The organism is Ruegeria lacuscaerulensis, from assembly GCF_013034685.1.
Lineage (GTDB): Bacteria > Pseudomonadota > Alphaproteobacteria > Rhodobacterales > Rhodobacteraceae > Ruegeria > Ruegeria lacuscaerulensis_B.
Genome location: NZ_WQGO01000001.1, coordinates 92410 through 114132 on the forward strand (window position 1 = coordinate 92410; position 21723 = coordinate 114132).

20 protein-coding genes are annotated in these 21723 nt (G+C 59.6%); 14 read left to right on the forward strand and 6 right to left on the reverse strand.

What is annotated here, in order from left to right:
* Positions 1 to 17: 17 nt before the first annotated feature.
* From GOV80_RS00485 to trpE, 3 genes are all read left to right on the forward strand, one after another.
* Positions 18 to 1193 (forward strand): aminotransferase, encoded by a 1176-nt coding sequence (locus GOV80_RS00485; protein ID WP_170774212.1) that lies wholly within the window; start codon positions 18 to 20, stop codon positions 1191 to 1193.
* 84 nt (positions 1194 to 1277) lie between these two features.
* Positions 1278 to 3119, forward strand: coding sequence for a peptidyl-prolyl cis-trans isomerase (locus tag GOV80_RS00490; protein WP_170774213.1), 1842 nt, complete (start codon positions 1278 to 1280; stop codon positions 3117 to 3119).
* A gap of 9 nt (positions 3120 to 3128) precedes the next feature.
* Positions 3129 to 4640 (forward strand): anthranilate synthase component I, encoded by a 1512-nt coding sequence (trpE, locus tag GOV80_RS00495; protein ID WP_170782456.1) that lies wholly within the window; start codon positions 3129 to 3131, stop codon positions 4638 to 4640.
* 21 nt (positions 4641 to 4661) lie between these two features.
* On the opposite strand, the gene GOV80_RS00500 is transcribed toward trpE, so the two are convergent.
* A complete protein-coding gene (locus tag GOV80_RS00500) occupies positions 4662 to 6098 on the reverse strand; it encodes a divergent polysaccharide deacetylase family protein (RefSeq protein WP_170782457.1) in 1437 nt (478 codons plus the stop codon).
* 194 nt (positions 6099 to 6292) lie between these two features.
* Here GOV80_RS00500 and GOV80_RS00505 point away from each other — a divergent pair, with 194 nt between their 5' ends.
* The 6 genes from GOV80_RS00505 to lexA all read left to right on the forward strand — a co-directional run bounded on the left by GOV80_RS00505 (position 6293) and on the right by lexA (position 11115).
* A complete protein-coding gene (locus tag GOV80_RS00505) occupies positions 6293 to 6874 on the forward strand; it encodes an anthranilate synthase component II (RefSeq protein WP_170782458.1) in 582 nt (193 codons plus the stop codon).
* Positions 6871 to 7890 (forward strand): anthranilate phosphoribosyltransferase, encoded by a 1020-nt coding sequence (trpD, locus tag GOV80_RS00510; RefSeq protein WP_170782459.1) that lies wholly within the window; start codon positions 6871 to 6873, stop codon positions 7888 to 7890. The genes GOV80_RS00505 and trpD overlap by 4 nt, the downstream gene beginning before the upstream one ends.
* A complete protein-coding gene (trpC, locus tag GOV80_RS00515; protein ID WP_170782460.1) occupies positions 7887 to 8699 on the forward strand; it encodes an indole-3-glycerol phosphate synthase TrpC in 813 nt (270 codons plus the stop codon). Before trpD ends, trpC begins: the two co-directional genes overlap by 4 nt.
* Complete coding sequence (moaC, locus tag GOV80_RS00520; RefSeq protein ID WP_214647923.1) at positions 8699 to 9172, forward strand: cyclic pyranopterin monophosphate synthase MoaC; 474 nt, start codon at positions 8699 to 8701, stop codon at positions 9170 to 9172. The genes trpC and moaC overlap by 1 nt, the downstream gene beginning before the upstream one ends.
* Entirely contained in the window at positions 9169 to 10341 is a 1173-nt protein-coding gene (locus GOV80_RS00525) for a molybdopterin molybdotransferase MoeA (RefSeq protein ID WP_170782462.1), read from the forward strand. The genes moaC and GOV80_RS00525 overlap by 4 nt, the downstream gene beginning before the upstream one ends.
* Positions 10342 to 10416: 75 nt before the next feature.
* Positions 10417 to 11115, forward strand: a complete 699-nt coding sequence (gene lexA, locus GOV80_RS00530) for a transcriptional repressor LexA (protein WP_170782463.1) — start codon at positions 10417 to 10419, stop codon at positions 11113 to 11115.
* On the opposite strand, the gene GOV80_RS00535 is transcribed toward lexA, so the two are convergent.
* Positions 11109 to 13142 carry a ComEC/Rec2 family competence protein gene (locus GOV80_RS00535; RefSeq protein WP_170782464.1) on the reverse strand — a complete coding sequence of 678 codons (2034 nt, stop codon included), beginning with the start codon at positions 13140 to 13142 and terminating at the stop codon, positions 11109 to 11111. The two genes, lexA and GOV80_RS00535, sit on opposite strands and share 7 nt — an antisense overlap.
* A 78-nt stretch (positions 13143 to 13220) precedes the next feature.
* Between GOV80_RS00535 and gltX the strand changes: the two genes are divergently transcribed.
* Positions 13221 to 14621 (forward strand): glutamate--tRNA ligase, encoded by a 1401-nt coding sequence (gltX, locus tag GOV80_RS00540; RefSeq protein ID WP_170782975.1) that lies wholly within the window; start codon positions 13221 to 13223, stop codon positions 14619 to 14621.
* Between the two features lie 121 nt (positions 14622 to 14742).
* A complete protein-coding gene (gltA, locus tag GOV80_RS00545) occupies positions 14743 to 16038 on the forward strand; it encodes a citrate synthase (RefSeq protein ID WP_170774233.1) in 1296 nt (431 codons plus the stop codon).
* Between the two features lie 92 nt (positions 16039 to 16130).
* Here gltA and GOV80_RS00550 read toward each other — a convergent pair whose 3' ends face one another.
* Both GOV80_RS00550 and GOV80_RS00555 read right to left on the reverse strand, forming a co-directional pair.
* Positions 16131 to 16406, reverse strand: a complete 276-nt coding sequence (locus GOV80_RS00550) for a hypothetical protein (RefSeq protein ID WP_170782465.1) — start codon at positions 16404 to 16406, stop codon at positions 16131 to 16133.
* 157 nt (positions 16407 to 16563) lie between these two features.
* Entirely contained in the window at positions 16564 to 17628 is a 1065-nt protein-coding gene (locus GOV80_RS00555; protein WP_170782466.1) for a PA0069 family radical SAM protein, read from the reverse strand.
* Between the two features lie 302 nt (positions 17629 to 17930).
* On the opposite strand from GOV80_RS00555, the gene GOV80_RS00560 reads away from it, so the two are divergent.
* The gene (locus GOV80_RS00560; protein WP_170774239.1) at positions 17931 to 18629 is read left to right on the forward strand and encodes a corrinoid protein; all 699 of its coding nucleotides are present in this window, start codon (positions 17931 to 17933) and stop codon (positions 18627 to 18629) included.
* An 81-nt stretch (positions 18630 to 18710) separates the two neighbouring features.
* Positions 18711 to 19370: a DUF1638 domain-containing protein gene (locus GOV80_RS00565; protein WP_170782467.1), complete on the forward strand. Its 660-nt coding sequence runs from the start codon at positions 18711 to 18713 to the stop codon at positions 19368 to 19370.
* 6 nt (positions 19371 to 19376) lie between these two features.
* On the opposite strand, the gene GOV80_RS00570 is transcribed toward GOV80_RS00565, so the two are convergent.
* Positions 19377 to 19787 (reverse strand): SufE family protein, encoded by a 411-nt coding sequence (locus GOV80_RS00570; RefSeq protein ID WP_170782468.1) that lies wholly within the window; start codon positions 19785 to 19787, stop codon positions 19377 to 19379.
* Between the two features lie 138 nt (positions 19788 to 19925).
* Here GOV80_RS00570 and GOV80_RS00575 point away from each other — a divergent pair, with 138 nt between their 5' ends.
* Positions 19926 to 20456 (forward strand): hypothetical protein, encoded by a 531-nt coding sequence (locus GOV80_RS00575; RefSeq protein ID WP_170774245.1) that lies wholly within the window; start codon positions 19926 to 19928, stop codon positions 20454 to 20456.
* Between the two features lie 5 nt (positions 20457 to 20461).
* Here GOV80_RS00575 and rnd read toward each other — a convergent pair whose 3' ends face one another.
* On the reverse strand, positions 20462 to 21619 hold the full coding sequence (gene rnd, locus GOV80_RS00580) for a ribonuclease D (RefSeq protein ID WP_170782469.1): 1158 nt from the start codon (positions 21617 to 21619) through the stop codon (positions 20462 to 20464).
* Positions 21620 to 21723: the final 104 nt, after the last annotated feature.

Genomic DNA, 21723 nt, shown 5'->3' on the forward strand with positions numbered 1-21723 from the left:
GCAAAAAATGATCCGCCATGTCCCAAACCCGTACCCGCGCCACCTTCCCCCCTCCGGTGATGGAGGCGCGCCGCTGGCTTGAAGGCGTGGACTTCACCCAAGACCGCCCTCTGATCAATGTCAGCCAAGCAGCTCCGGTCGATCCGCCGCCGCTTGCCTTGCGTCAGGCCATGGCCGAGTTTGCCGTCAGTGAAGACAGCGCGCATCTCTACGGCCCCGTGCTGGGAAACCCTGAACTCCGGGCCGAACTTGCCCAACAAATCGGCACCCATTACGGCGCGGACCTTTCGCAAGTTCAGGTCGCCATCACTTCGGGTTGCAATCAGGCTTTCGCCGCCACTATCTCGGCCGTCACCGATGAGGGGGATGAGGTCATTCTGCCAACCCCATGGTACTTCAACCATAAAATGTGGCTAGACATGGCAGGGGTACGCAGCATCGCGTTGCAAACCGGGGACGATTTGCTCCCCGACCCCGAGGCTGCGCGCGCGCTGATTACTGATAAAACACGTGCGATTGCTCTGGTGACGCCGAACAATCCGGGTGGCGTCGAATACCCGGCGGAACTGGTCCGCGCCTTTTACGATCTGGCGCAAGAGGCCGGAATTCGCCTGCTGGTCGATGAAACCTACCGTGATTTCGACAGCCGCAGCGGCCCGCCCCACGACTTGTTCCAACAACCCGGTTGGGACGAGACGCTGGTGCATCTCTATTCCTTTTCGAAATCCTACCGTCTGACCGGCCACAGGGTCGGCGCAATCGCGACCAGCCCAAACCTTCTGGCCGAGATCGAAAAATTCCTCGACACCGTCGCCATCTGCCCCGGTCAGATGGGTCAATTCGCGGCCCTTTGGGGAATGCAGAACCTGTCGCAATGGGTCGCCGGAGAACGGGATGAGATTCTCGACAGACGCGCCGCCATTCAGGACATGTTGCCCGATCTTGCGGAAAAGGGGTGGAAACTTCTGGGGCTAGGCGCTTATTTCGCCTATTTCGAACACCCGTTCGACTTGCCCTCGGACGAGTTGGCCAAACGCATGGTGGCCGAAACCGGCATCCTGCTTTTGCCCGGCACCATGTTCATGCCGCAGGACGATCCAGCCGGCAAGCGGCAGGTCCGCATCGCCTTTGCCAATCTAGACCGCAAAGGCTTGCGCCAATTGTTCGATCGGCTGACCGACGCTACCTTCTGAGCTTGCCCCCCGCCGGTCCGCGTCGTATTCAAGGCCGCAACCGACAGGGCAGCAATCTGCCACAAAACCACAAATGAGGGCACCATGGCCGCAGGCATGAAAAACCTTTCAAAGACCTTTGTCTGGATCCTGATGGGTCTTTTGATGCTGGGCCTTGCCGGGTTCGGGGCCACAAGCCTGACCGGAACCGCGCGCAGTGTCGCGCAGGTAGGCAACGAAGATATCTCGATCAACGATTATGTGCGTGAGCTTCAACGCGAAATCCGCGCCGTCGAAAGTCAGACCGGGCAACCGATGCAAATCTCGCAGGCGCATGAGTTCGGGCTGGACCAGCTTGCCCTCTCGCGCCTGACCGCGCTTGCCGCGCTGGATAATGAGGTCGGTCTGCTGGGCCTTTCGATCGGGGATGAGAACCTGCAGAAGGAAATTCTGGCCATCCCGGCCTTTCAGGGGGTGGATGGAAGTTTCGACCGCGACTCGTATGAGTTTCAGCTTGATCAGGTTGGCCTGACCGACAGCGAATTCGAATCCGATCTGCGCAAGGAATCTGCACGCACCATCGTGCAGGGCGCGATCATGGGCGGCGTCGAGATGCCCCAGACCCTGACAGATGTGATGACCAATTTCGTCGGCGCGCGACGCAGCTTTACTGTTGCGACCGTCAGCCCGGACGCCCTGTCTGAGCCAATCGGACAGCCCACCGATGCGCAGGTTCAAACTTTTTACGACGACAATGCCGACCTTTTCACCCTGCCCCGCACCAAGCGGCTGACCTATGCAATACTGTCACCCGACATGCTGCTGGACAGCGTTGAGGTGGATGAGGACGCGGTGCGCCGCCTCTATGATCAGCGCTCGGAGGAATTCCAACAGCCCGCGCGACGTTTGGTCGAACGTCTGCCATTTTCGGACGAGGCCGCTGCCGAGACCGCCATGGCGCAAATCGCTGTCGGCGGCACAACGTTCGAAACACTGGTGCGCGACCGCGATCTTGAACTCAGCGATGTCGATCTGGGTGACGTGACCCGGGACGATCTTGGCGACGCGGCCGACGGCGTATTTGCCGCCGAACTGGACGATGTTGTTGGCCCCCTTCCGTCGCCTCTGGGCCCGGCACTGTTCCGCATCAACGGCACGCTGGCGGAAAACATCATTGCGTTCGAAGACGCCGCTCCAATTTTGCGTGAAGAACTGGCCGCTGACCGTGCCCGCCGCCAGATCGAGGCGCAAGCCGAAGACATCAACGACCTGCTGGCGGGTGGTGCCACCTTGGAAGAGCTGGTGGGCGAGACTGAGATGGAACTGGGCCAGATCGACTGGACTCGGCAAAGCGAAGATGGCGTGGCCGCTTATGACGGGTTCCGCGTTGCCGCACAGGACGTGAACGAAGGCGATTTCCCCGAAGTTGCGTTCCTTGAGGACGGCTCAATCTTTGCCCTGCGACTGGACGAAGTTCTGCCCCGCCGCCCGGAACCCCTGGACAGCGCCCGGGAGCGCGTGATTGCCGCATGGGTGCAGGCAGAGACGGACAAGGCGCTGGAAGAGCAGGCCAAAACCGTTCTTGCACAGCTTGAGAGCAATGGCGATTTCACTGAAACCGGCCTGCCCTTCCGCGTGGAAAACGCCCTGACCCGGACCGCTTTTCTGGATGACGTTCCCGCAACCTTCATGTCGGACGTGTTTGACATGGAACTGGATGAGCTGCGCGTGATCCCTGGCACTGGTACTGCCTTTGTTGTGCGGCTCGAAGAGCTTTTGCCGCCTGATGAGACAGACGAGTTGCGTCAGGCACGCGAAGCCCTTGCGGCGCAGTTGAACCAAGCTCTGGCTCAGAATATTTTCGACGCCTATGTCCGTGACGCACAGGTTCGCGCCCGTCCCGTCGTGGATCAACAGGCCCTGAACGCTGTCCAAGCGAGCTACTAAGAGACCCCTATGGCCCTGACACCTGAATACGACAGCTTCGCCCGCGCCTATGAGGCAGGCGAGAACCAGGTCGTTTACACCCGATTGGCCGCTGATCTGGATACGCCGGTGTCGCTGATGCTCAAGCTGACGGGCGCGCAGAAAGACGCGTTCATGCTGGAATCAGTGACAGGAGGCGAGGTGCGCGGCCGGTACTCGATCATCGGAATGAAGCCCGATCTGATCTGGCGTTGCCGGGGGGAAGCGTCTGAACTGAACCGTTCCGCCCGCTTCGACCCCGAAGCTTTCGATCCGCAAACCGGCAATCCCATGGACAACCTGCGGGCATTGCTGGCCGAAAGCCGGATCGACCTGCCCGATGATCTGCCGCAGGCCGCTGCCGGGCTGTTTGGATATCTGGGCTATGACATGGTGCGGCTGGTGGAATACCTGCCCAATGTGAACCCTGATCCGCTTGGGCTGCCTGATGCGGTGATGCTGCGCCCGTCCGTCGTAGCTGTGCTGGACGGCGTCAAGGGTGAGGTTACGGTTGTTTCGCCCGCCTGGGTCAGCGAAGGGCAATCGGCCAAAGCGGCCTATGCACAGGCCGCCGAGCGTGTCATGGACGCCGTGCGGGATCTGGAACGCGCCATGCCTGCTGAATCGCGCGATCTTGGCGATGCATCGGAAGTCGCGACTCCGCAGTCGAACTTCACCAAGTCCGGCTACATGGAAGCGGTTGAAAAAGCCAAGGAATACATCCGCGCGGGCGATATCTTTCAGGTCGTCCCGGCGCAGCGCTGGACGCAGGATTTCCCCCAGCCGCCCTTTGCGCTCTACCGTTCGTTGCGTCGGACCAACCCGTCGCCCTTCATGTTTTATTTCAACTTCGGCGGATTTCAGGTCGTCGGCGCCAGCCCAGAAATTCTGGTGCGTGTCTTCGGCAATGAGGTCACGATCCGTCCCATTGCAGGCACCCGCCCTCGGGGTGCGACGCCCGAAGAGGACAAGGCGAATGAGGTCGACCTGCTGGCCGACAAGAAAGAACTGGCCGAGCATCTGATGCTGCTGGATCTGGGCCGCAACGATACGGGGCGCGTGTCCAAGATTGGCACTGTCCGCCCGACCGAAGAGTTCATCATCGAACGCTACAGCCACGTGATGCACATCGTCTCGAACGTGGTCGGAGAGCTGGCCGACGACAAAGACGCGCTGGACGCTTTCTTCGCCGGCATGCCCGCCGGGACCGTCTCAGGCGCACCGAAAGTGCGGGCGATGGAGATCATTGATGAGCTGGAACCCGAAAAGCGCGGTATCTATGGCGGCGGTGTCGGCTATTTCAGCGCGGGGGGCGACATGGATATGTGTATCGCCCTGCGCACAGCCATCGTGAAGGATCAAAAGCTTTACATCCAAGCCGGGGGCGGTGTGGTCTATGACAGCGACCCTGAGGCCGAGTTCATGGAAACAGTCCATAAATCCAACGCCATCCGCCGCGCTGCTGAGGATGCGGCGCGATTCACCGGTTCGGGCAATAGCTGAAAATAGGCGCAGTTAACGCGCCTATTGAACCTGTCGCTTCATCACGGCCGAGATCGGTGCCATTGTCACGCGACCGCCACGATCCTCCAATCCCCAAACCAACAATGCCGAGATCGTGTCGGGGCGCAAACGACCCAACATCACAACCGAACCTTCTTGCCCGGCCCGAAAGGCCGCTTGATCCAGAAAGCGACGCATCACTTTCGGCTCCTGACGCGCACCGTCGATATCACGGAAGATTACGCTGGACGGAATGCCATTCCGCGCGGCCAGTTTCTGCACCGTGTTCAACCCATTGTCTTGAGTGATCAACCCGCGACCAGTGCCGCCTGCGATAGCCGCAACTTGATCAGCCAGCTTGCGGTTGCCCTGAATCCCCGTATCGACCCCTTCAAGGATGCCAACCGTTTCAGGTAGCATATCCAGCCATACAGACAGCGAGACCTCGGCATCCTGCGCGCTGGCTTCTTTGGGCAGGTCCGCCATCGCCAGAACCTCAAATCCTGCCGCGCGGTAACGGGCCATCTTTTCCGCAGCTTCGGGGTCGGACGGGCTGATGGCAAAGCTGATCGGATAAGGGAAGTCCTGCAACGCTTCGGCCCCATACGCGCCTTCGTCGTCGATCAGAATGATCGACATCAGTGGCACCGAGCCGGGTTGGTCGAATTCGGCGGCATAAGCCTCGATCGGCTTGTCAGAAACTGGGGCCGCGTCGGCGGTTTCAACAACGGGTTCACCGCCGTCTCGCTCGGTCAGGGGAACAACGCGCCGGCCGACGCCCTGAGTACCCTCGGTGGCCTGATCGGCCCCGATCTGGGGCACAGCGGCAATACGCGGCAGGGTACGGGTCGGTTCTTCATCCTTCGGCTCAACCGCAACGGGGTCTTGCGTTTCCGGTTCCGGCTCAACGGCGGCCACCTCGGGCAGCGGCTCGGAAGCAGGAGTGTCTTCCGCTGGCGCAACCTCTTCCACAACCACCTCTTCGACAGGGGCCGGAGGTGTCGGAGCCTCCTCAATCACAGCAGGCACGTCTTCGGCCAGCGGAGCCTCGGCCAGTGCTTCAGGAACTTGAGGAGAGGTCGGAGCCTGTGGGGCAACAGGAGCTTCAGTTGCAATGGCCACGTCGTTGGTTTCAACCTGCTCGGCGCTGTCCACCTGAACGGCGGTCTCATTCACTTCGGGGACAGTGTTCGGCGCGTTTTCAACTTCGGACAGCCCCGCCACAGTGTCGGGCGCATCCGCCGGAGCCGGATCAGGGGCAGGCAGCGTCAAAACATCGGCATCGGCGATCGTACCTACCTCGGCCTCGGTCACTTGCGGGGCTTCGATTTCGGCCGGTTCAGGGGCTTTTTCAACCAACTCCGGTTTTCGCGTCAGGGGGGTATTCAGCGACAACGCCGCGCCCAGCAGCAATACAACGACCGCACCTGCGATCATTCCACCCACAAATCCGCCCATAATAATTGCCTCTCGTCCAATTCCTGCGTCGACTGTCAATGTGCCGTCTTCTGCGACACTCACCTTGCAGGCGCGTCAGGTCGGATGTCCTCTTGACGCTGCCCCGCAAGCCTGAGCATGTATGTCCCGACATTATATCGCGGCTCGGGGCTGCATCGCCAGTCCGAAATGCCCAATCTAAGACAAGTGCTCACATGCTGCTGCTGATCGACAACTACGACTCGTTTACCTACAACCTCGTCCACTATTTGGGCGAACTTGGGGCCGAAATGGTGATCCGGCGCAACGACGCTTTGGATGTGCAAGAAGCGATGGCCATGAACCCGACAGGCATCTTGCTCAGCCCTGGCCCCTGTGATCCTGATCAGGCCGGCATCTGCCTGGCTCTGACCAAGGCCGCGGCAGAAACGCAGACACCGCTGATGGGTGTGTGCCTTGGACATCAGACCATCGGTCAGGCTTTTGGTGGCGACGTCATCCGCTGTCACGAGATCGTCCACGGCAAGATGGGCACCATGCACCATACAAGCAAAGGTCTGTTCGCAGGGCTGCCATCGCCGTTTGAGGCGACGCGCTATCACTCGCTGGTTGTGGACCGTAACACCCTGCCCGACTGCCTTGAAATCACGGCAGAATTGGAGGACGGCACCATCATGGGACTGCAACATAAAGAATTGCCCATTCATGGCGTTCAGTTCCACCCAGAATCCATCGCATCCGAGCACGGCCACGTCCTGCTCAAGAATTTCCTGTCCGAGATGAAAGTCCCCGCATGAGCGACGCTCTGAAACCGCTGATCGGGGCCGCCGCCGACCGGCCCCTGACCCGCGCCGAGGCTGAACAGGCCTTTGGCATTCTGTTTGACGGTGCTGCCACGCCCAGCCAGATCGGTGGGCTGCTGATGGCCATGCGCACCCGGGGCGAAACAGTCGAGGAATACGCCGCCGCCGCCGCTGTCATGCGCGCCAAATGCAACGCAGTCCAAGCGCCCGAGGGCGCGATGGACATCGTCGGCACTGGCGGAGACGGCAAAGGCACTCTGAACATCTCGACCGCAACCGCTTTTGTGGTTGCCGGCGCCGGGGTGACGGTAGCTAAGCACGGAAACCGCAACCTCAGCTCGAAATCCGGGGCCGCTGATGCTTTGGGGCAGTTGGGGATCAACGTTATGGTCGGCCCGGAAACCGTTGAAAAGGCGCTGCAAGAGGCCGGGATCGGGTTCATGATGGCCCCGATGCACCACCCGGCGATCGCCCATGTCATGCCCACACGGCAAGAGCTTGGGACTCGCACGATCTTCAATATTCTTGGCCCGCTGACCAACCCCGCAGGCGTCAAACGGCAACTGACCGGCGCGTTTAGCCGCGATCTGATCCGCCCGATGGCTGAGACTTTGGGTCTGCTGGGCGCCGACCGCGCGTGGTTGGTGCATGGATCCGACGGAACGGATGAGTTGACCATCACCGGCGTAAGCTGGGTTGCCGCGCTAGAGGATGGACGCGTCAAAGAGGTCGAATTGCATCCCGAGGACGCTGGCCTGCCGGTTCACCCTTTCGAGGACATCTTAGGTGGCACGCCCGAAGAAAATGCGGTTGCGTTCCGAGCATTGCTGGAAGGCCAACCATCGGCCTATCGGGATGCGGTTTTGCTGAATGCCGCAGCCGCGCTGGTGGTTGCGGATGCAGCCTCGGACCTCAAGGAAGGGGTTGCCAAGGCAGCCGAGAGCATCGATAGCGGAAACGCGAAAGACAAAATTGCCATTGTGGCCCGTATTACTCAGGAGGCCGCATGACCGGGACGGTACTGGATAAAATCAAAGCCTACAAGCTTGAGGAAGTTGCATCAGATAAGACGTATAAATCGCTGGAAACGCTCGAAGAAGAAGCGCGAGAAGCCGGTGAGACACGCGGGTTTACTGCAGCCATTCAAACCGCTGCCCGCACAGGGTATGGCCTGATTGCAGAGATCAAGAAAGCCAGTCCATCCAAGGGCTTGATCCGTCCCGATTTTGACCCACCCGCCTTGGCCAAAGCCTATGCGGATGGTGGGGCCACTTGTCTGTCCGTATTGACCGACACACCCAGCTTTCAGGGCGACAAACCGTTCCTAACCGCTGCGCGTGCCGCCTGTTCGCTGCCTGCACTGCGCAAGGATTTCATGTATGACCCCTATCAGGTGGTCGAAGCGCGTGCGCTGGGGGCAGATTGTATCCTTATCATCATGGCCTCGGTCGAGGACGCTCAGGCCGCAGAGTTGGAACAGACCGCTTTCGACTGGGGCATGGACGTTCTGATCGAGGTGCATGACGAGGAAGAGCTTGAGCGTGCGACGGGCCTTAAAAGCCCTCTGATCGGGATAAACAACCGCAATCTCAAGACGTTCGAGACAACTCTTGATACCACCCGTCGCTTGTCAAAACTGGTGCCTGGCGATCGCACTATTGTCTGCGAAAGCGGTCTAAGCACCCCCGACGACCTTTCAGATATGGCCCGCTATGGAGCGCGCAGTTTCCTGATCGGCGAAAGCCTGATGCGTCAAGACGACGTCGCCTCGGCTACGCGCCACCTGCTGGCCAATCCTCTCATCCCCGGAGTGATGTGATGCCGTTAACTCATTTCGACGCACAGGGTCAGGCGCATATGGTCGACGTGTCTGAAAAGGCGGTTACAAATCGGGTCGCCGTTGCTTCCGGACACATTAAAATGGCGCAGGAAACCTTTGATTTGATATCAGAAGGCCGGGCCAAAAAGGGCGATGTTCTGGGCGTGGCCCGACTGGCCGGAATCATGGGCGCCAAGAAAACACCGGACCTTATCCCACTATGTCACCCGCTGCCTGTCACCAAGGTCGCGGTTGAACTGATGTTGGACCCGGACTTGCCCGGTGTGCAGATTGAGGCGACCGTCAAGACCTCGGGCCAGACGGGCGTCGAGATGGAGGCATTGACTGCCGCCTCGACCGCCGCCTTGACCGTCTATGACATGACCAAGGCAGTGGACAAGGCGATGGAGATCGGCGGCATTCGCGTATTGCTGAAAGATGGTGGTAAATCAGGGCGATACGAGGCGTCATGATCTCAGTCAAAGACGCCCGCGCGCTGCTGTTCAAGCTGGTTTCGCCCCTGCCGTCCGAAACCGTTTCCTTGGCAGACTCTGCAGGCCGGTGCCTGGCCGCTGACGTCGTTGCCACTCGGGATCAACCACCCTTTGCGGCCTCGTCGATGGATGGTTACGCGGTCAAAGCCGCAGAGGTCGAACTGCACGCCATGTTCAAGGTCGTGGGCGAAGCTGCAGCTGGGCGGCGGTTTCAAGGTACAGTGGGTCCGGGACAAGCCGTGCGCATCTTCACCGGCGCGCCCGTTCCTGACGGGGCCGATTTCGTCGTGATCCAAGAGGACACCGACCGGCGCGGCGATCTGTTGACCATTGCCGACGAGCCAGGGGAGAAGACGAACATTCGCCCTGCCGGGGCCGACTTCAAAAGCGGCACAAAAATATGCGCGCCCAAACAGTTACGACCCGAAGATGTTGCGCTGATGGCCGCAATGAACATTGCGGAAGTACCCGTCGCCCGCAAGCCGGTTGTCGCGCTGATCTCGACCGGCGACGAATTGGTCATGCCCGGAGAGATCCCCGGCCCTGACCAGATCATCGCGTCCAACACTTTCGGCCTCAAGGCGTTGCTCGAGAAGACCGGAGCACATGTGCGAGTCCTGCCGATAGCGCGCGACACGCAATCGTCTCTGGAAACCGCGTTTGGTTTGGCTGAAGGGGCCGATCTGGTCGTGACGATCGGTGGCGCATCGGTCGGTGATTACGACTTGGTCTCTGATGTCTCAAGCAATTTGGGGATGGACCGCGCCTTCTACAAGATCCGGATGCGTCCCGGGAAGCCTCTGATGGCCGGACGATTAGGGCAAAGCGCGATGGTTGGACTGCCGGGAAATCCCGTGAGTGCAATGGTTTGCGGCTATCTCTTCCTTGTTCCGATGATCCGCCGGATGTTGGGAATTCAAGAGGTTCTTCAACCCTTCCGCACTGCAAAACTGGCGGCCGATATCAGCCAGAACGGGCCACGTGAACACTACATGCGCGCCGTTTTGGATTATGAAGGCATCCGCGCCTGCGATGATCAGGACAGTTCGCTGCTAAGCGTTCTAGCACAAGCCAACGCCCTGTTAGTGCGCCCGCCCGATGACCCTGCGCGCTCGGCTGGGGACGAGGTTCAGTACCTGCCGATCTGATGCGCCAAAACCATTGACACAAAACGTGAACATGCGTAGAACAAAAGAAAACGCATGACCGACGAGGTGTGAGCAATGCTGACCAAGAAGCAGTTGGATTTGTTGGAATTCATCCACAAACGCGTTCAAGCGGATGGTGTTCCCCCCAGTTTTGACGAGATGAAGGCGGCGCTGGACCTGCGGTCCAAGTCCGGCATCCACAGATTGATCACCGCGCTCGAGGAACGCGGCTTTATTCGTCGCCTCGCCCACCGCGCCCGTGCGATTGAGATTGTGAAACTGCCCGAAAGCCTTGGGGGTGAGCCTACGGCCGCATTCAAGCCGCGTGTGATCGAAGGCGACAGGCCCGATGGCCCGCGCCCAGCCAATTTTGACCCCGTGACCGTTGACGCAATGGAATTGCCCGTCATGGGTCGCATCGCCGCCGGTGTCCCGATTGAGGCGATCAGCCATGTCTCGCACCGTGTTGCAGTGCCGGGCACAATGGTCTCTGGCAAGGGTGAGCATTACGCGCTTGAGGTGCGGGGTGATTCCATGATCGACGCCGGAATCAATGACGGGGACGTCGTGGTGATCCGAGAAACCTCGGTCGCGGATAATGGCGATATCGTCGTGGCGCTGGTCGAAGATCAGGAAGCCACGCTAAAGCGGTTTTTCCGGCGTGGGCATGCGATTGCGCTTGAGGCCGCGAACCCCGCCTACGAAACCCGAGTGCTGCCCGAGGACAAGGTCAAGGTACAAGGCCGGTTGGTCGGCCTGATCCGAAGCTACTGAGCCCGTTTGTCGCCGCGTGTTTTCGGAGACCACAGCCGGTCTCCGACAATCTTTCGGCTGGTCATGACCTTACTTCCAGACAGGGCAAGACTGCCGGTTTGTAACAGCCGCGCAGGATCATAGAGATCACAGTCCCCCTTCAGATCAACCTCTACGGCAGCAATCACGATCTGGTTCGACGTGCAGTCCCCAAAACCCGAGGCTGCTCGTTTTCCCGTCAGGTGAATCAGCTCTTTCCCGCGCCATGAATACCGCTGGATCGCACTCGGTTCAGGCCAACGCGCCGCGGCATTGGGCTGCGCCACCCCGTCCCCATCGTTTTCCAGCCAGACCGTCGCAATAAATCCGCTGCCTTTTTCCTTGCTCAGCGCGCGGCCTTGATCGGTCATGACGCCCACCAGCCCGCCTGAATCAGCAATCAGAACCTCGGGGCGTTGGCCTTGCCCCCACAGCAAAAAGGCAGCCGCCACGGCGCTGACCCCCAGCCATCTTGAACGCCCTTGCCAAAGGGCAATCCACAACGCTCCACATGCACAGAGAGGCAGCACGTAACCGGGCGGGCTTGCGACATGTCCAACGGCGCCCTCCAACCCCGAGACCCGTTCGGACACCAGCAATATCCACTCCAGCCCCAGCCCCATCACCCCCAGCGCCAGTGAGTCCAGCCCGAAGGGGGCCAGCAAGGCCGCAACCACCGCGGCTGGCACCACAACCATGCCCATAACCGGCACGGACAGCATGTTTGCCACCAGCCCATAGTGCGACATCGTGTTGAAATGCGCAGCACCGATCGGCGCCGTCGCCAGCCCGGCAATGGCAGAGGACAGGAACAGCCCAGCTACTGGTTTCAACCATTTAGGTCCGGGTAGCGGGCCGACATCGCGCAATTGGCCGAAGACGGCCACCAAAGCGGTGGTGGCAGCAAAGGACATCTGAAAACCGGGGCTCAACAGCGATTCCGGCCGCAGAATCAATACGATCAGCGCGGCAACGGCCACCGCGCGCAACGAAATGGCCCGGCGGTCGATGAGTACCGCCCCTAGCATGACGCTGGCCATGACAAAGGCACGCTCGGTCGCAACGCTACCGCCTGACAGCATCAGATAGACCGTCGCCGCGATCAGCGCCCCGATCGCGGCCAGTTTGCGCACAGGCCATCTGAGCGCCAAGACGGGCACTGCTGACAGGCCGATACGGAGCGCAAGATACACAAAGCCCGTTAACAGCCCCATATGCAGACCCGAAATGGCCAGAAGATGCGCCAGGTTGGATGCACGCAGGGACTCCAACGTGCTCTGACCCATACCGCTGCGATCTCCGGTGGTGACGGCTGCGGCGAAACCTCCGACCTCACCAGGCAGGATGGATCGGAGATGCCCGGATATCGCCATACGCCACGCTGTGATCTGCACCCCTTCGGGATTTGCTGCGGCAATCGTCAGGACCGGTACGCGTGTATATCCCACCGCGCCGAGGCTTTGAAACCATGCATGGCGGCGAAAGTCGAAACCACCGGGCTCCACCGGACCTTGCGGTGGCGACAGATGCCCTGTGGTCATGATGCGCTGCCCCGGTTCGATCTGCGCCACTGGGCCATGTAGCGAGAGCCGGACACGCTGCGGCCGACGATCCTTGGGCACATCCCCTATCCGCACCCGATCCAATGTCACCCGCAGCGCATCCGACGCAGAGCGGTCAATGGCGACGACCCGCCCCTCGACCGGGCCATAGTATCGCCACGACAAAACCGGCTCTGCTACCGTATGGGCGCGGATACCGGCCAGTATGAACCCGACCGCGATCAGCGCCCCCCCGATTGCCAACGAGGCCCAGCCGGACCGTACCTTGCGGGCTAACCCCCAAGCCGCAAGAACGACCGCGCCGAGACAGACGTAGACTTGCCAAGCCGGTTCGAACCGGAGCGAGAAATACAGACCGATCCCCATCGCCAGACACACAGGAGACCATGGAAACAGGTACCCGGTCTGGTTCAGCAATGCGGCTTCGACCCGGGCCAGAACACGCATGGTTGCCCCCGTCCCTCAGCCTCGTTAGACAGGCGCCAAACTATGCCCGACACGGTTACCAAAAGGTTAATCCACACAATGTCCGATCAGGTCGTCACCCGTTTCGCCCCCTCGCCCACCGGTTTTCTACATATCGGCGGCGCGCGCACCGCGCTGTTTAATTGGCTTTATGCCCGTGGCCGCGGTGGCAAGTTCCTGCTGCGGATCGAGGACACCGACCGCGAGCGCTCGACCCCCGAGGCGACGGCAGCCATCCTGCAAGGTATGGCGTGGCTGGGTCTGGACCATGATGGCGATGTAATCAGCCAGTTCGAGGGCGCGGCGCGTCATGCCGAAGTGGCCAACCAGCTGCTGGCCGAGGGCAAGGCGTATAAATGCTTTGCCACCCAAGATGAAATCGCCGCCTTCCGCGAACAAGCGAAGGCCGAGGGCAAATCGACCCTGTACCGCAGCCCCTGGCGCGACGCCGACGCCGCGACCCATCCAGACGCACCTTTTGTGGTCCGCATCAAGGCCCCGCAGGACGGCGCGACCGTGATCCGCGATCAGGTTCAGGGGGACGTGACCATCCGCAATGATCAGTTGGATGACATGATCCTGCTGCGCTCGGACAGGACACCGGTTTATATGCTGGCCGTGGTGGTGGACGATCACGATATGGGTGTGACCCACGTGATCCGGGGCGACGACCACCTGAACAACGCAGCGCGTCAGATGATGATCTATCAGGCCATGGGCTGGGACGTTCCGGTCTGGGCCCATATCCCGCTTATCCATGGGCCCGACGGCAAGAAACTGTCGAAACGCCACGGCGCGTTGGGCGCTCAGGAGTATCAGGCCATGGGCTATCCTGCGGCCGGCATGCGCAACTATCTGGCGCGTCTGGGCTGGAGTCACGGCGATGACGAGTTTTTCACCGACGCACAGGCGAAGGAATGGTTCGATCTGGACGGGATCGGCAAAAGCCCGGCCCGGTTCGATCTGAAAAAGCTAGAAAATCTGTGCGGGCAACATATCGCTATCTCGGACGATGCTGCACTGCGGCAGGAAATCGAAGCTTACCTTGATGCGGCCCAATTGCCAGCGCTAACCGATACACAATCGAGTGATCTGGAACGTGCGATGTATTGCCTCAAGGATCGGGCCCGCACCTTCCCGGAACTGCTTGAAAAGGCCCATTTTGCCCTGACTTCCCGCCCCATCCAACCAGATGAGAAAGCGGCCAAGGCGCTGGCATCAGTATCCGATGGTATACTGAATGAATTGACGCCGCAGTTGCAAAATGTTAGCTGGTCGCGGAGCGAACTGGAGGAGGCCTTGAATTCCTTTGCGGAAGCCAAGGGCCTCAAGTTCGGCAAGCTGGCGGGGCCGTTGCGCGCCGTCTTGGCGGGTCGGGCTGTAACTCCTTCGGTTTTTGACATGATGCTTGTGCTGGGCCAGGAGGAAACTCTGGCGCGGCTATCTGATGCAGCGAACTAAACCCGATCTTCACATTTGGGTAACGCTGCTCCGCTAACACCCGGACTGCGCGCGTGCGCGCATCCGTTGCCCGCAGGATCGGACAGCGTTCCGTTTTGCGCAAGATTGAGGAAGGGAAAATATGACCGACAGCAACAAATCAGCCACTCTTACCGTGCATGGCGAAACATATGAGCTGCCGATTCATTCGCCGACTGCCGGGCCTGATGTGATCGATATCCGCAAGCTGTACGGCACTGCGGGTGTGTTCACCTATGACCCCGGCTTCACCTCGACCGCCAGCTGTGACAGCACAATCACTTATATTGATGGCGAAAAAGGTGAACTGCTGCACCGTGGCTATCCGATTGACCAGCTGGCAGGCAAATCCCACTTCCTCGAGGTTTGCTACCTGCTGCTGTACGGAGAGCTGCCGACCGCGCCCGTTCTGGAAAAATTCGAATCCACCATCACGCGTCACACCATGCTGCACGAGCAGATGCAGTATTTCTACCGTGGATTCCGTCGCGATGCGCACCCGATGGCGATCATGGTTGGTGTCGTCGGCGCAATGTCGGCCTTCTATCACGATTCAACCGATATCTCGGACCCTCATCAGCGCGAGGTTGCCTCGCATCGCCTGATCGCCAAGATGCCGACCATCGCGGCCTGGGCATACAAATATCACACCGGTCAGCCTTTCGTATATCCGCGAAACGATCTGGACTATGCGTCGAACTTTCTGCGTATGTGCTTTAGCGTCCCGGCCGAGGAATATGAGGTGAACCCGATCCTCAGCCGCGCGATGGACCGCATCTTTACTCTCCACGCCGATCACGAGCAGAACGCCTCGACCTCGACCGTGCGTCTGGCCTCAAGCTCGGGTGCCAACCCGTTTGCCTGTATTGCGGCCGGCATCGCCTGTCTGTGGGGCCCGGCCCATGGTGGCGCGAACCAGGCATGTCTTGAGATGCTGGAAGAGATCGGCTCGGTCGAAAACATTCCCGAATACATCGCCCGCGCCAAGGACAAGAACGATCCGTTCCGTCTGATGGGTTTTGGCCACCGCGTGTACAAGAACTTTGACCCGCGCGCCAAGGTGATGAAACAGTCCGCCGACGAAGTGCTGGATCTGCTGGGTATCGAAGACAACCCGAAGCTGCAGGTAGCCAAGGCGTTGGAAAAGCAGGCTCTGGAAGATCCGTATTTTGCCGAGAAAAAGCTGTTCCCGAACGTGGACTTCTATTCGGGCATCATCCTCGAGGCGATGGGCTTCCCGACCTCGATGTTCACGCCGATCTTTGCCCTGTCGCGCACCGTGGGCTGGGTCAGCCAGTGGAAAGAGATGATCGCCGATCCGCAGAACAAGATCGGTCGTCCGCGTCAGCTGTATCTGGGCGAGACCACCCGCGACTACGTCGATATCGAAAACCGCTGATATACCCTATCGAAAAAGTAAAACCCCGCTACCTGGCGGGGTTTTTCATTTTGACAGCACCCGCTCAGTGGGCGAAATCGGGACGTTTCCGCCTATTTCGGCATGACCTTTCTCAGCGCTTTGATCGCGTCGTCCATTTTCTTTTTCGCATCACCGACCTTTTTGTGCAGCGTGCCGATTTTGGCCGCAACTTTGGACAGCTCTATCGTCGCCGGGCCCATCGCCGAGACATTGCCGCCCTTGATGATGTCATTGTACTTCGACAGGTCCTTGTTGGCCTTATCCAATTCTTGTTGCGATTTATGATAGACTGCCGTTGCGGCCTGCATCTTCTTCGCGGCTGCTTCGATTTCCTTGGGGGTACCCATCTTTTCCTCCTCAACAGTAACCTCAGCTTCGGGAGATATCGGGGCAGCCACGAGATATCCAGATGTGTTTCATCGCATGACCAAAACTTAATATTCCTGTAAAAACAGACGCCTAAAAGCCAATGTTTAGCCGCAGAAAAACCACGACCTTTTGGGTTCAAAACAGAGCGAGCTGATCCCCCGGTTGCGCTGGTCTGGCAAACAGATCGCTTCGCAGAGGCGGCCTGCGCGTCGCAAGCCCAAGCCGTTTGACAGCCAAAGCAAACCGCTTTGCTATCAGCGCGGCATACTCGCCCTCACCGCGCATCCGGTGGCCCCAGCGCGGGTCATAGTCCCGACCGCCATGCATCTCGCGCAGTTTGGACATGACCTTTTCCGCGCGTGCGGGTTCGTGGTCGTGCAACCACTCTTGCCACAAGGTGGACACCTCCCGCGGAAGACGCAGCATGATCCAGCTTGCCGCATCCGCACCTGCGTCCCGGCCAGCCTCCAGCAGCGCCTCCAATTCATGGTCGGTCAGGCCCGGAACCAGGGGTGAGGTCATGACCCGCACTGGCACCCCTGCCCCGGTCAACCGGCGAATGGCCGCCAGACGGCGGTTCGGTGACGGCGCGCGTGGCTCCATCCGGCGGGACAGATCGGCGTCCAGAGTGGTCAGCGAAATTCCGACCCGCACCAATCCGTCCTGCGCCATCTCTGCCAGGATATCCAGATCGCGTTCGATCAGGGCCCCTTTGGTAACGATCCCAATAGGATGCCGGAAGTCCCGCAATACGGACAGACATTCCCGCGTGATCCTCAAATCCCGCTCAATCGGTTGATACGGGTCCGTATTTGTCCCCAGCGCAATGGTTGCCACCTTGTAACGCGGCGATGAAAGCTCTTTACGCAAGACAACAGCCGCATTAGGCCGCGCGATCAGGCGGGTTTCAAAATCCAACCCCGGAGACAGCCCGAGATAGGCATGAGACGGGCGGGCAAAGCAGTAGGCGCAGCCGTGCTCACACCCCCGATACGGGTTGATCGAGCGATCAAACGGCAGATCGGGCGACCGGTTATAGATGATCAGACTGCGCGCGACTTCTGTTCGCACTTCGGTGCGCAGGGGCAGCAGATCTTCCTCAAGCTCCCACCCATCCGTGCAGGTCTCGGTCTCGAATTGTTCGAACCGGCCTGCTGCGTTGGTTGCGACACCGCGGGCTCGGACATGCGGTCGCGACATATTTTGTTTCCCTTTTGTTCTCACTCTCAAATTAGGCTCGAACCGCCGGAATCGCAAGGCCTGGTTACCATCCCGCAAGAGTTTTCAAACCTTTGCACCGCCCCTCGATTTGACTGAAACCTGAAACCAATTCAGGATGATCTTGCGGGAAATGACGTCGAGTTGATTGAGATTTTGCCGTATAGGTCGGTCTCGGAACCGCCAAGGTCGCAATCGTCACAGTCTGGATGCGACGTTTTGGCCAAAACGGAAAAAATGCCACCAACGGGCGCTATGCCCGAACAGCCCTAGGGAAACGCCCCATGTCCGATGAAGAAGACATCGTCCTGTCCGAACTGAACGACGACGAACTTGTCGAACAGATGTTCGACGACCTGTACGACGGTCTGAAAGAAGAGATTGAAGAAGGTGTGAACATCCTGCTGGAACGCGGATGGACCCCTTACGACATCCTGACCAAGGCGCTGGTTGGCGGTATGACCATCGTGGGCCACGACTTCCGCGACGGCATCCTGTTTGTTCCCGAAGTTCTGCTGGCCGCAAACGCGATGAAGGGCGGCATGGCCATCCTTAAGCCGCTACTGGCCGAAACCGGCGCACCCCGCGTCGGCAAAATGGTGATCGGAACCGTGAAGGGCGACATCCACGACATCGGCAAGAACCTGGTGTCCATGATGATGGAAGGCGCCGGCTTCGAGGTGGTCGATATCGGCATCAACAACCCGGTCGAGAACTATCTGGAAGCACTTGAAACCGAAAAGCCCGATATTCTGGGCATGTCGGCCCTGCTGACCACGACCATGCCCTACATGAAGGTTGTGATCGACACGATGGTCGAGCAAGGCCTGCGCGAAGAATACATCGTTCTGGTCGGCGGCGCGCCCCTGAACGAAGAGTTCGGCAAAGCGATCGGCGCCGACGGCTATTGCCGTGACGCAGCCGTCGCCGTGGAAATGGCAAAGGACTTCGTCTCGCGCAAGCATAACCAGCTGGCGGGTTGATCGGACCTACACTCCGAATTCAAGGCCGTCCGGCAACCGGGCGGCTTTTTTTATTCAACACCCAAGGCCCATGGGGGTGACATGACACAGGAACGGGTTCCCGATGACAGCAGCCTGACCACGGATGGCTATCAAAGCCACTCGGAACAAGGGCGTATCCTGTTGCTGGCTTGCGGCGCACTGGCCCGCGAGATTCTGGACCTCAAGAAGCGCAACGGCTGGGATCACATGGCCCTGACCTGCCTGCCCGCCATCCTGCACGTCCACCCCGAACGGATTACACAGGCCGTGCAAGAAGCGGTGGCCAAGCACCGCGATCAATATGACGCGGTCTACGTGGTCTATGCCGATTGCGGCACCGGTGGTCTGCTGCAGAAAGCCTGCGCCGAGTTAGGCGTCGAAATGATCAAAGGCCCGCATTGCTATTCCTTTTTCGAAGGCAATGACATCTTTGATGCACGGGGCGAGGATGAAACGACCGCCTTTTACCTGACCGATTTCCTGGCTCGGCAATTCGATGCCTTCGTCTGGAAACCTCTGGGCCTCGACCGCCACCCCGAGCTGCGGGATATGTATTTCGGCAATTACACCAAGCTGGTCTATCAAGCCCAGACCAACGACCCTGCTTTGACCGCGCGCGCCAAGGACTGCGCCGACCGCATGGGGCTGACGTTCGAGCGGCGCTTTACCGGCTATGGAGATCTGGAGACGACACTGGCGGATTGGGCCAAGCGCGGCTAAGGCCCGTCAGGCGTTTTCCTGCGCTACCTCGCGGATGCGCTCAATCATAGCACGCAAACCGTTGGACCGTTGTGCTGACAGGTGATCGTTCAAGCCCAGTCGTGCCAGCTCTCCGCCTGCGTCTACTTTGGGCACATCAGCGACGGGCAGACCGTTGTACAAAGCGCGCAATACCGCAATCAGGCCCCGCACGATCAGCGCATCGCTATCCCCATCGAAGTGAAAAACGCCACCTTCGATCACTGGGTGCAGCCAGACTTGGCTGGCGCATCCATGCACCTTTGTGGCAGGCACTTTCAGGGCATCTTCCAGCGGCTCCATTGCCTTGCCCTGCTCAATCACATGGCGGTACCGGTCTTCCCAGTCCTCCAGAAACTCGAAATCCTCGACGATTTCTTCAAAGGCAGGCGTTGCCATAGTGCGACGGTCCTTTCATTGCATTCACATTCGTGACCTATGCCGCCGACCTCGGCCTGTCCAGACCCGGTTTGGGTTTTCAAAGCAAGGAATTTGCGTTAGGCCAGTGCGAGAAATACCGCTCAGAGCTTTGGATCCATGCAAAAAACACTGTCTGTTCTTCTGGTCGCTACACTTACCTTGTCGGCTTGCAGCGGGTGGCGCGACTCGCGCGCGAATCCAAGCAACTGGTTTGGGTCCAGCACATCGACGCCTGCACCGACCGAAACAGCGGCCTACGACCCAAATGCGCTGGTGCCCCAACAGCGCGAGCGCGTAAGGCTGTTTGGACGCCCGGAACCCGAGGACAACAGCGTACCCATCGCGCGCATTGACCAGTTGCGCATTGATCCCACACCCGGCGGCGCGATCATCTTCGTATCCGGCACGGCCGCGCGGCAAGGCGCGTTTGGAGCCCAGCTTGTCCCTGTTGAGAGCGAAGAAAACGCGAAGAACGGCGTTTTGGAGTACACGTTCCGCGTCAGCTACCCAAGCTATGCGACCAATCAGGGGACAGATCGTTCGCGCAAAGTGACGGACGCCACCAACGTGACACAGGATGATCTGGCTAATATCCGGCTGGTGCGGGTCATAGGTCAGCAAAACGCGCTGGAATCGCGGCGTCGATAAACCTCTTACAAAGCCACGACTTTGACGGTCTGGCCTTGTGCAGCCAGGGCAATCTTACCCTCGCACAGCTTCAGGGCATCTTCACCGAACACTTCGAAACGCCAACCCGACATCGCTGGCAAATCTCGCTCGCCCGAGGCTATCTGATCCAGTTCTGAGCTGGTTGCGATCAGCTTGGCCGCCACGCCCGAGCTTTCAGTCTTGGATTTTAGCAACACGCGCAGCAGATCGGCGAGGGCTGGATTAACCTTTAGTTTGTCGCGGCTGTTATCCACACGCGGCATCTGTTCGGGAGGGCAGTTCACACCCTTTTTGACAGCCGCCAGAATACCTTCGGCAATCGCGCCCTTGCGCGCTTCGCGCAGCAGCAGGCGCGATCCGCCCAGATCAGAAGGCGACTTGGGCTTGGTCGAGGCCAGCTCGATCAGTGCGTCATCCTTGAACACCCGGCTGCGCGGGACATTGTTTTGCTGCGCATAGGCCTCGCGGAAATGCGCCAGTTCCCGGACGACTGCCAGAAACTTGGCCGAGTTCGTGCGGGTCTTGACCCGCTTCCACGCGTCTTCCGGGCGAATGTCATAGGTATCTGAATGGGTGAGCGTCCGCAGTTCTTCAGCCACCCAATGGCTGCGCTGGGTCTTTTTCAATTCTTTCGCGAGATGCTCATAGATCTGCCGCAGATGAGTCACATCAGCCAAAGCATAGGTCTTTTGCGCATCAGACAGCGGACGGCGCGACCAGTCGGTAAAGCGCGAGGTCTTGTCCACCCCCTGTTTGCAGATCTTGCGCACCAAGGTTTCATACCCGACCTGCTCACCAAACCCGCAGACCATCGCAGCAACCTGCGTGTCAAACAGAGGCGTGGGAAAGACATTTGCTTCGACCCAGAAAATCTCAAGGTCCTGACGAGCGGCGTGAAACACCTTGACCACGCCCTCGTTTCTGAACAGGTCGTATAGTGGTTCCAGCGACAGACCCTCGGCCAGAGGATCGACCAACACCGCGCTGTTTTCATCCGCGGATGGGACGGCAAGCTGAACCAGACAGAGTTTCGAATAGTACGTGCGCTCGCGCAGGAATTCGGTGTCTATTGTCACATAGTCATGGCTTGCGGCGGCCTCGCAGAAATCGGCCAGCTCTTGCGTCGTTGTCAGGGTCTTCATGCGCGGTCGTGTTCTTGCTCTTGTTCTTCTTGGTGACTGCCCGTCGCTTTCATACCGATCCGAGCGCTTGTGCAGACCATAGGCCGAATAACACGGGCGTGTAA

Bases quoted from the DNA above. Each gene is read 5' to 3' on its own strand.
- GOV80_RS00525 (WP_170782462.1), top strand. From the start codon at position 9,169: ATGATCTCAGTCAAAGACGCCCGCGCGCTGCTGTTCAAGCTGGTTTCG.
- trpD (WP_170782459.1), top strand. From the start codon at position 6,871: ATGAGCGACGCTCTGAAACCGCTGATCGGGGCCGCCGCCGACCGGCCC.
- trpE (WP_170782456.1), top strand. From the start codon at position 3,129: ATGGCCCTGACACCTGAATACGACAGCTTCGCCCGCGCCTATGAGGCA.
- rnd (WP_170782469.1), bottom strand. From the start codon at position 21,619: ATGAAGACCCTGACAACGACGCAAGAGCTGGCCGATTTCTGCGAGGCC.
- gltX (WP_170782975.1), top strand. From the start codon at position 13,221: ATGTCCGATCAGGTCGTCACCCGTTTCGCCCCCTCGCCCACCGGTTTT.
- GOV80_RS00485 (WP_170774212.1), top strand. From the start codon at position 18: ATGTCCCAAACCCGTACCCGCGCCACCTTCCCCCCTCCGGTGATGGAG.
- lexA (WP_170782463.1), top strand. From the start codon at position 10,417: ATGCTGACCAAGAAGCAGTTGGATTTGTTGGAATTCATCCACAAACGC.
- GOV80_RS00565 (WP_170782467.1), top strand. From the start codon at position 18,711: ATGACACAGGAACGGGTTCCCGATGACAGCAGCCTGACCACGGATGGC.
- GOV80_RS00535 (WP_170782464.1), bottom strand. From the start codon at position 13,142: ATGCGTGTTCTGGCCCGGGTCGAAGCCGCATTGCTGAACCAGACCGGG.
- GOV80_RS00570 (WP_170782468.1), bottom strand. From the start codon at position 19,787: ATGGCAACGCCTGCCTTTGAAGAAATCGTCGAGGATTTCGAGTTTCTG.
- GOV80_RS00555 (WP_170782466.1), bottom strand. From the start codon at position 17,628: ATGTCGCGACCGCATGTCCGAGCCCGCGGTGTCGCAACCAACGCAGCA.
- moaC (WP_214647923.1), top strand. From the start codon at position 8,699: ATGCCGTTAACTCATTTCGACGCACAGGGTCAGGCGCATATGGTCGAC.
- GOV80_RS00490 (WP_170774213.1), top strand. From the start codon at position 1,278: ATGGCCGCAGGCATGAAAAACCTTTCAAAGACCTTTGTCTGGATCCTG.
- GOV80_RS00550 (WP_170782465.1), bottom strand. From the start codon at position 16,406: ATGGGTACCCCCAAGGAAATCGAAGCAGCCGCGAAGAAGATGCAGGCC.
- trpC (WP_170782460.1), top strand. From the start codon at position 7,887: ATGACCGGGACGGTACTGGATAAAATCAAAGCCTACAAGCTTGAGGAA.
- gltA (WP_170774233.1), top strand. From the start codon at position 14,743: ATGACCGACAGCAACAAATCAGCCACTCTTACCGTGCATGGCGAAACA.
- GOV80_RS00560 (WP_170774239.1), top strand. From the start codon at position 17,931: ATGTCCGATGAAGAAGACATCGTCCTGTCCGAACTGAACGACGACGAA.
- GOV80_RS00500 (WP_170782457.1), bottom strand. From the start codon at position 6,098: ATGGGCGGATTTGTGGGTGGAATGATCGCAGGTGCGGTCGTTGTATTG.
- GOV80_RS00575 (WP_170774245.1), top strand. From the start codon at position 19,926: ATGCAAAAAACACTGTCTGTTCTTCTGGTCGCTACACTTACCTTGTCG.
- GOV80_RS00505 (WP_170782458.1), top strand. From the start codon at position 6,293: ATGCTGCTGCTGATCGACAACTACGACTCGTTTACCTACAACCTCGTC.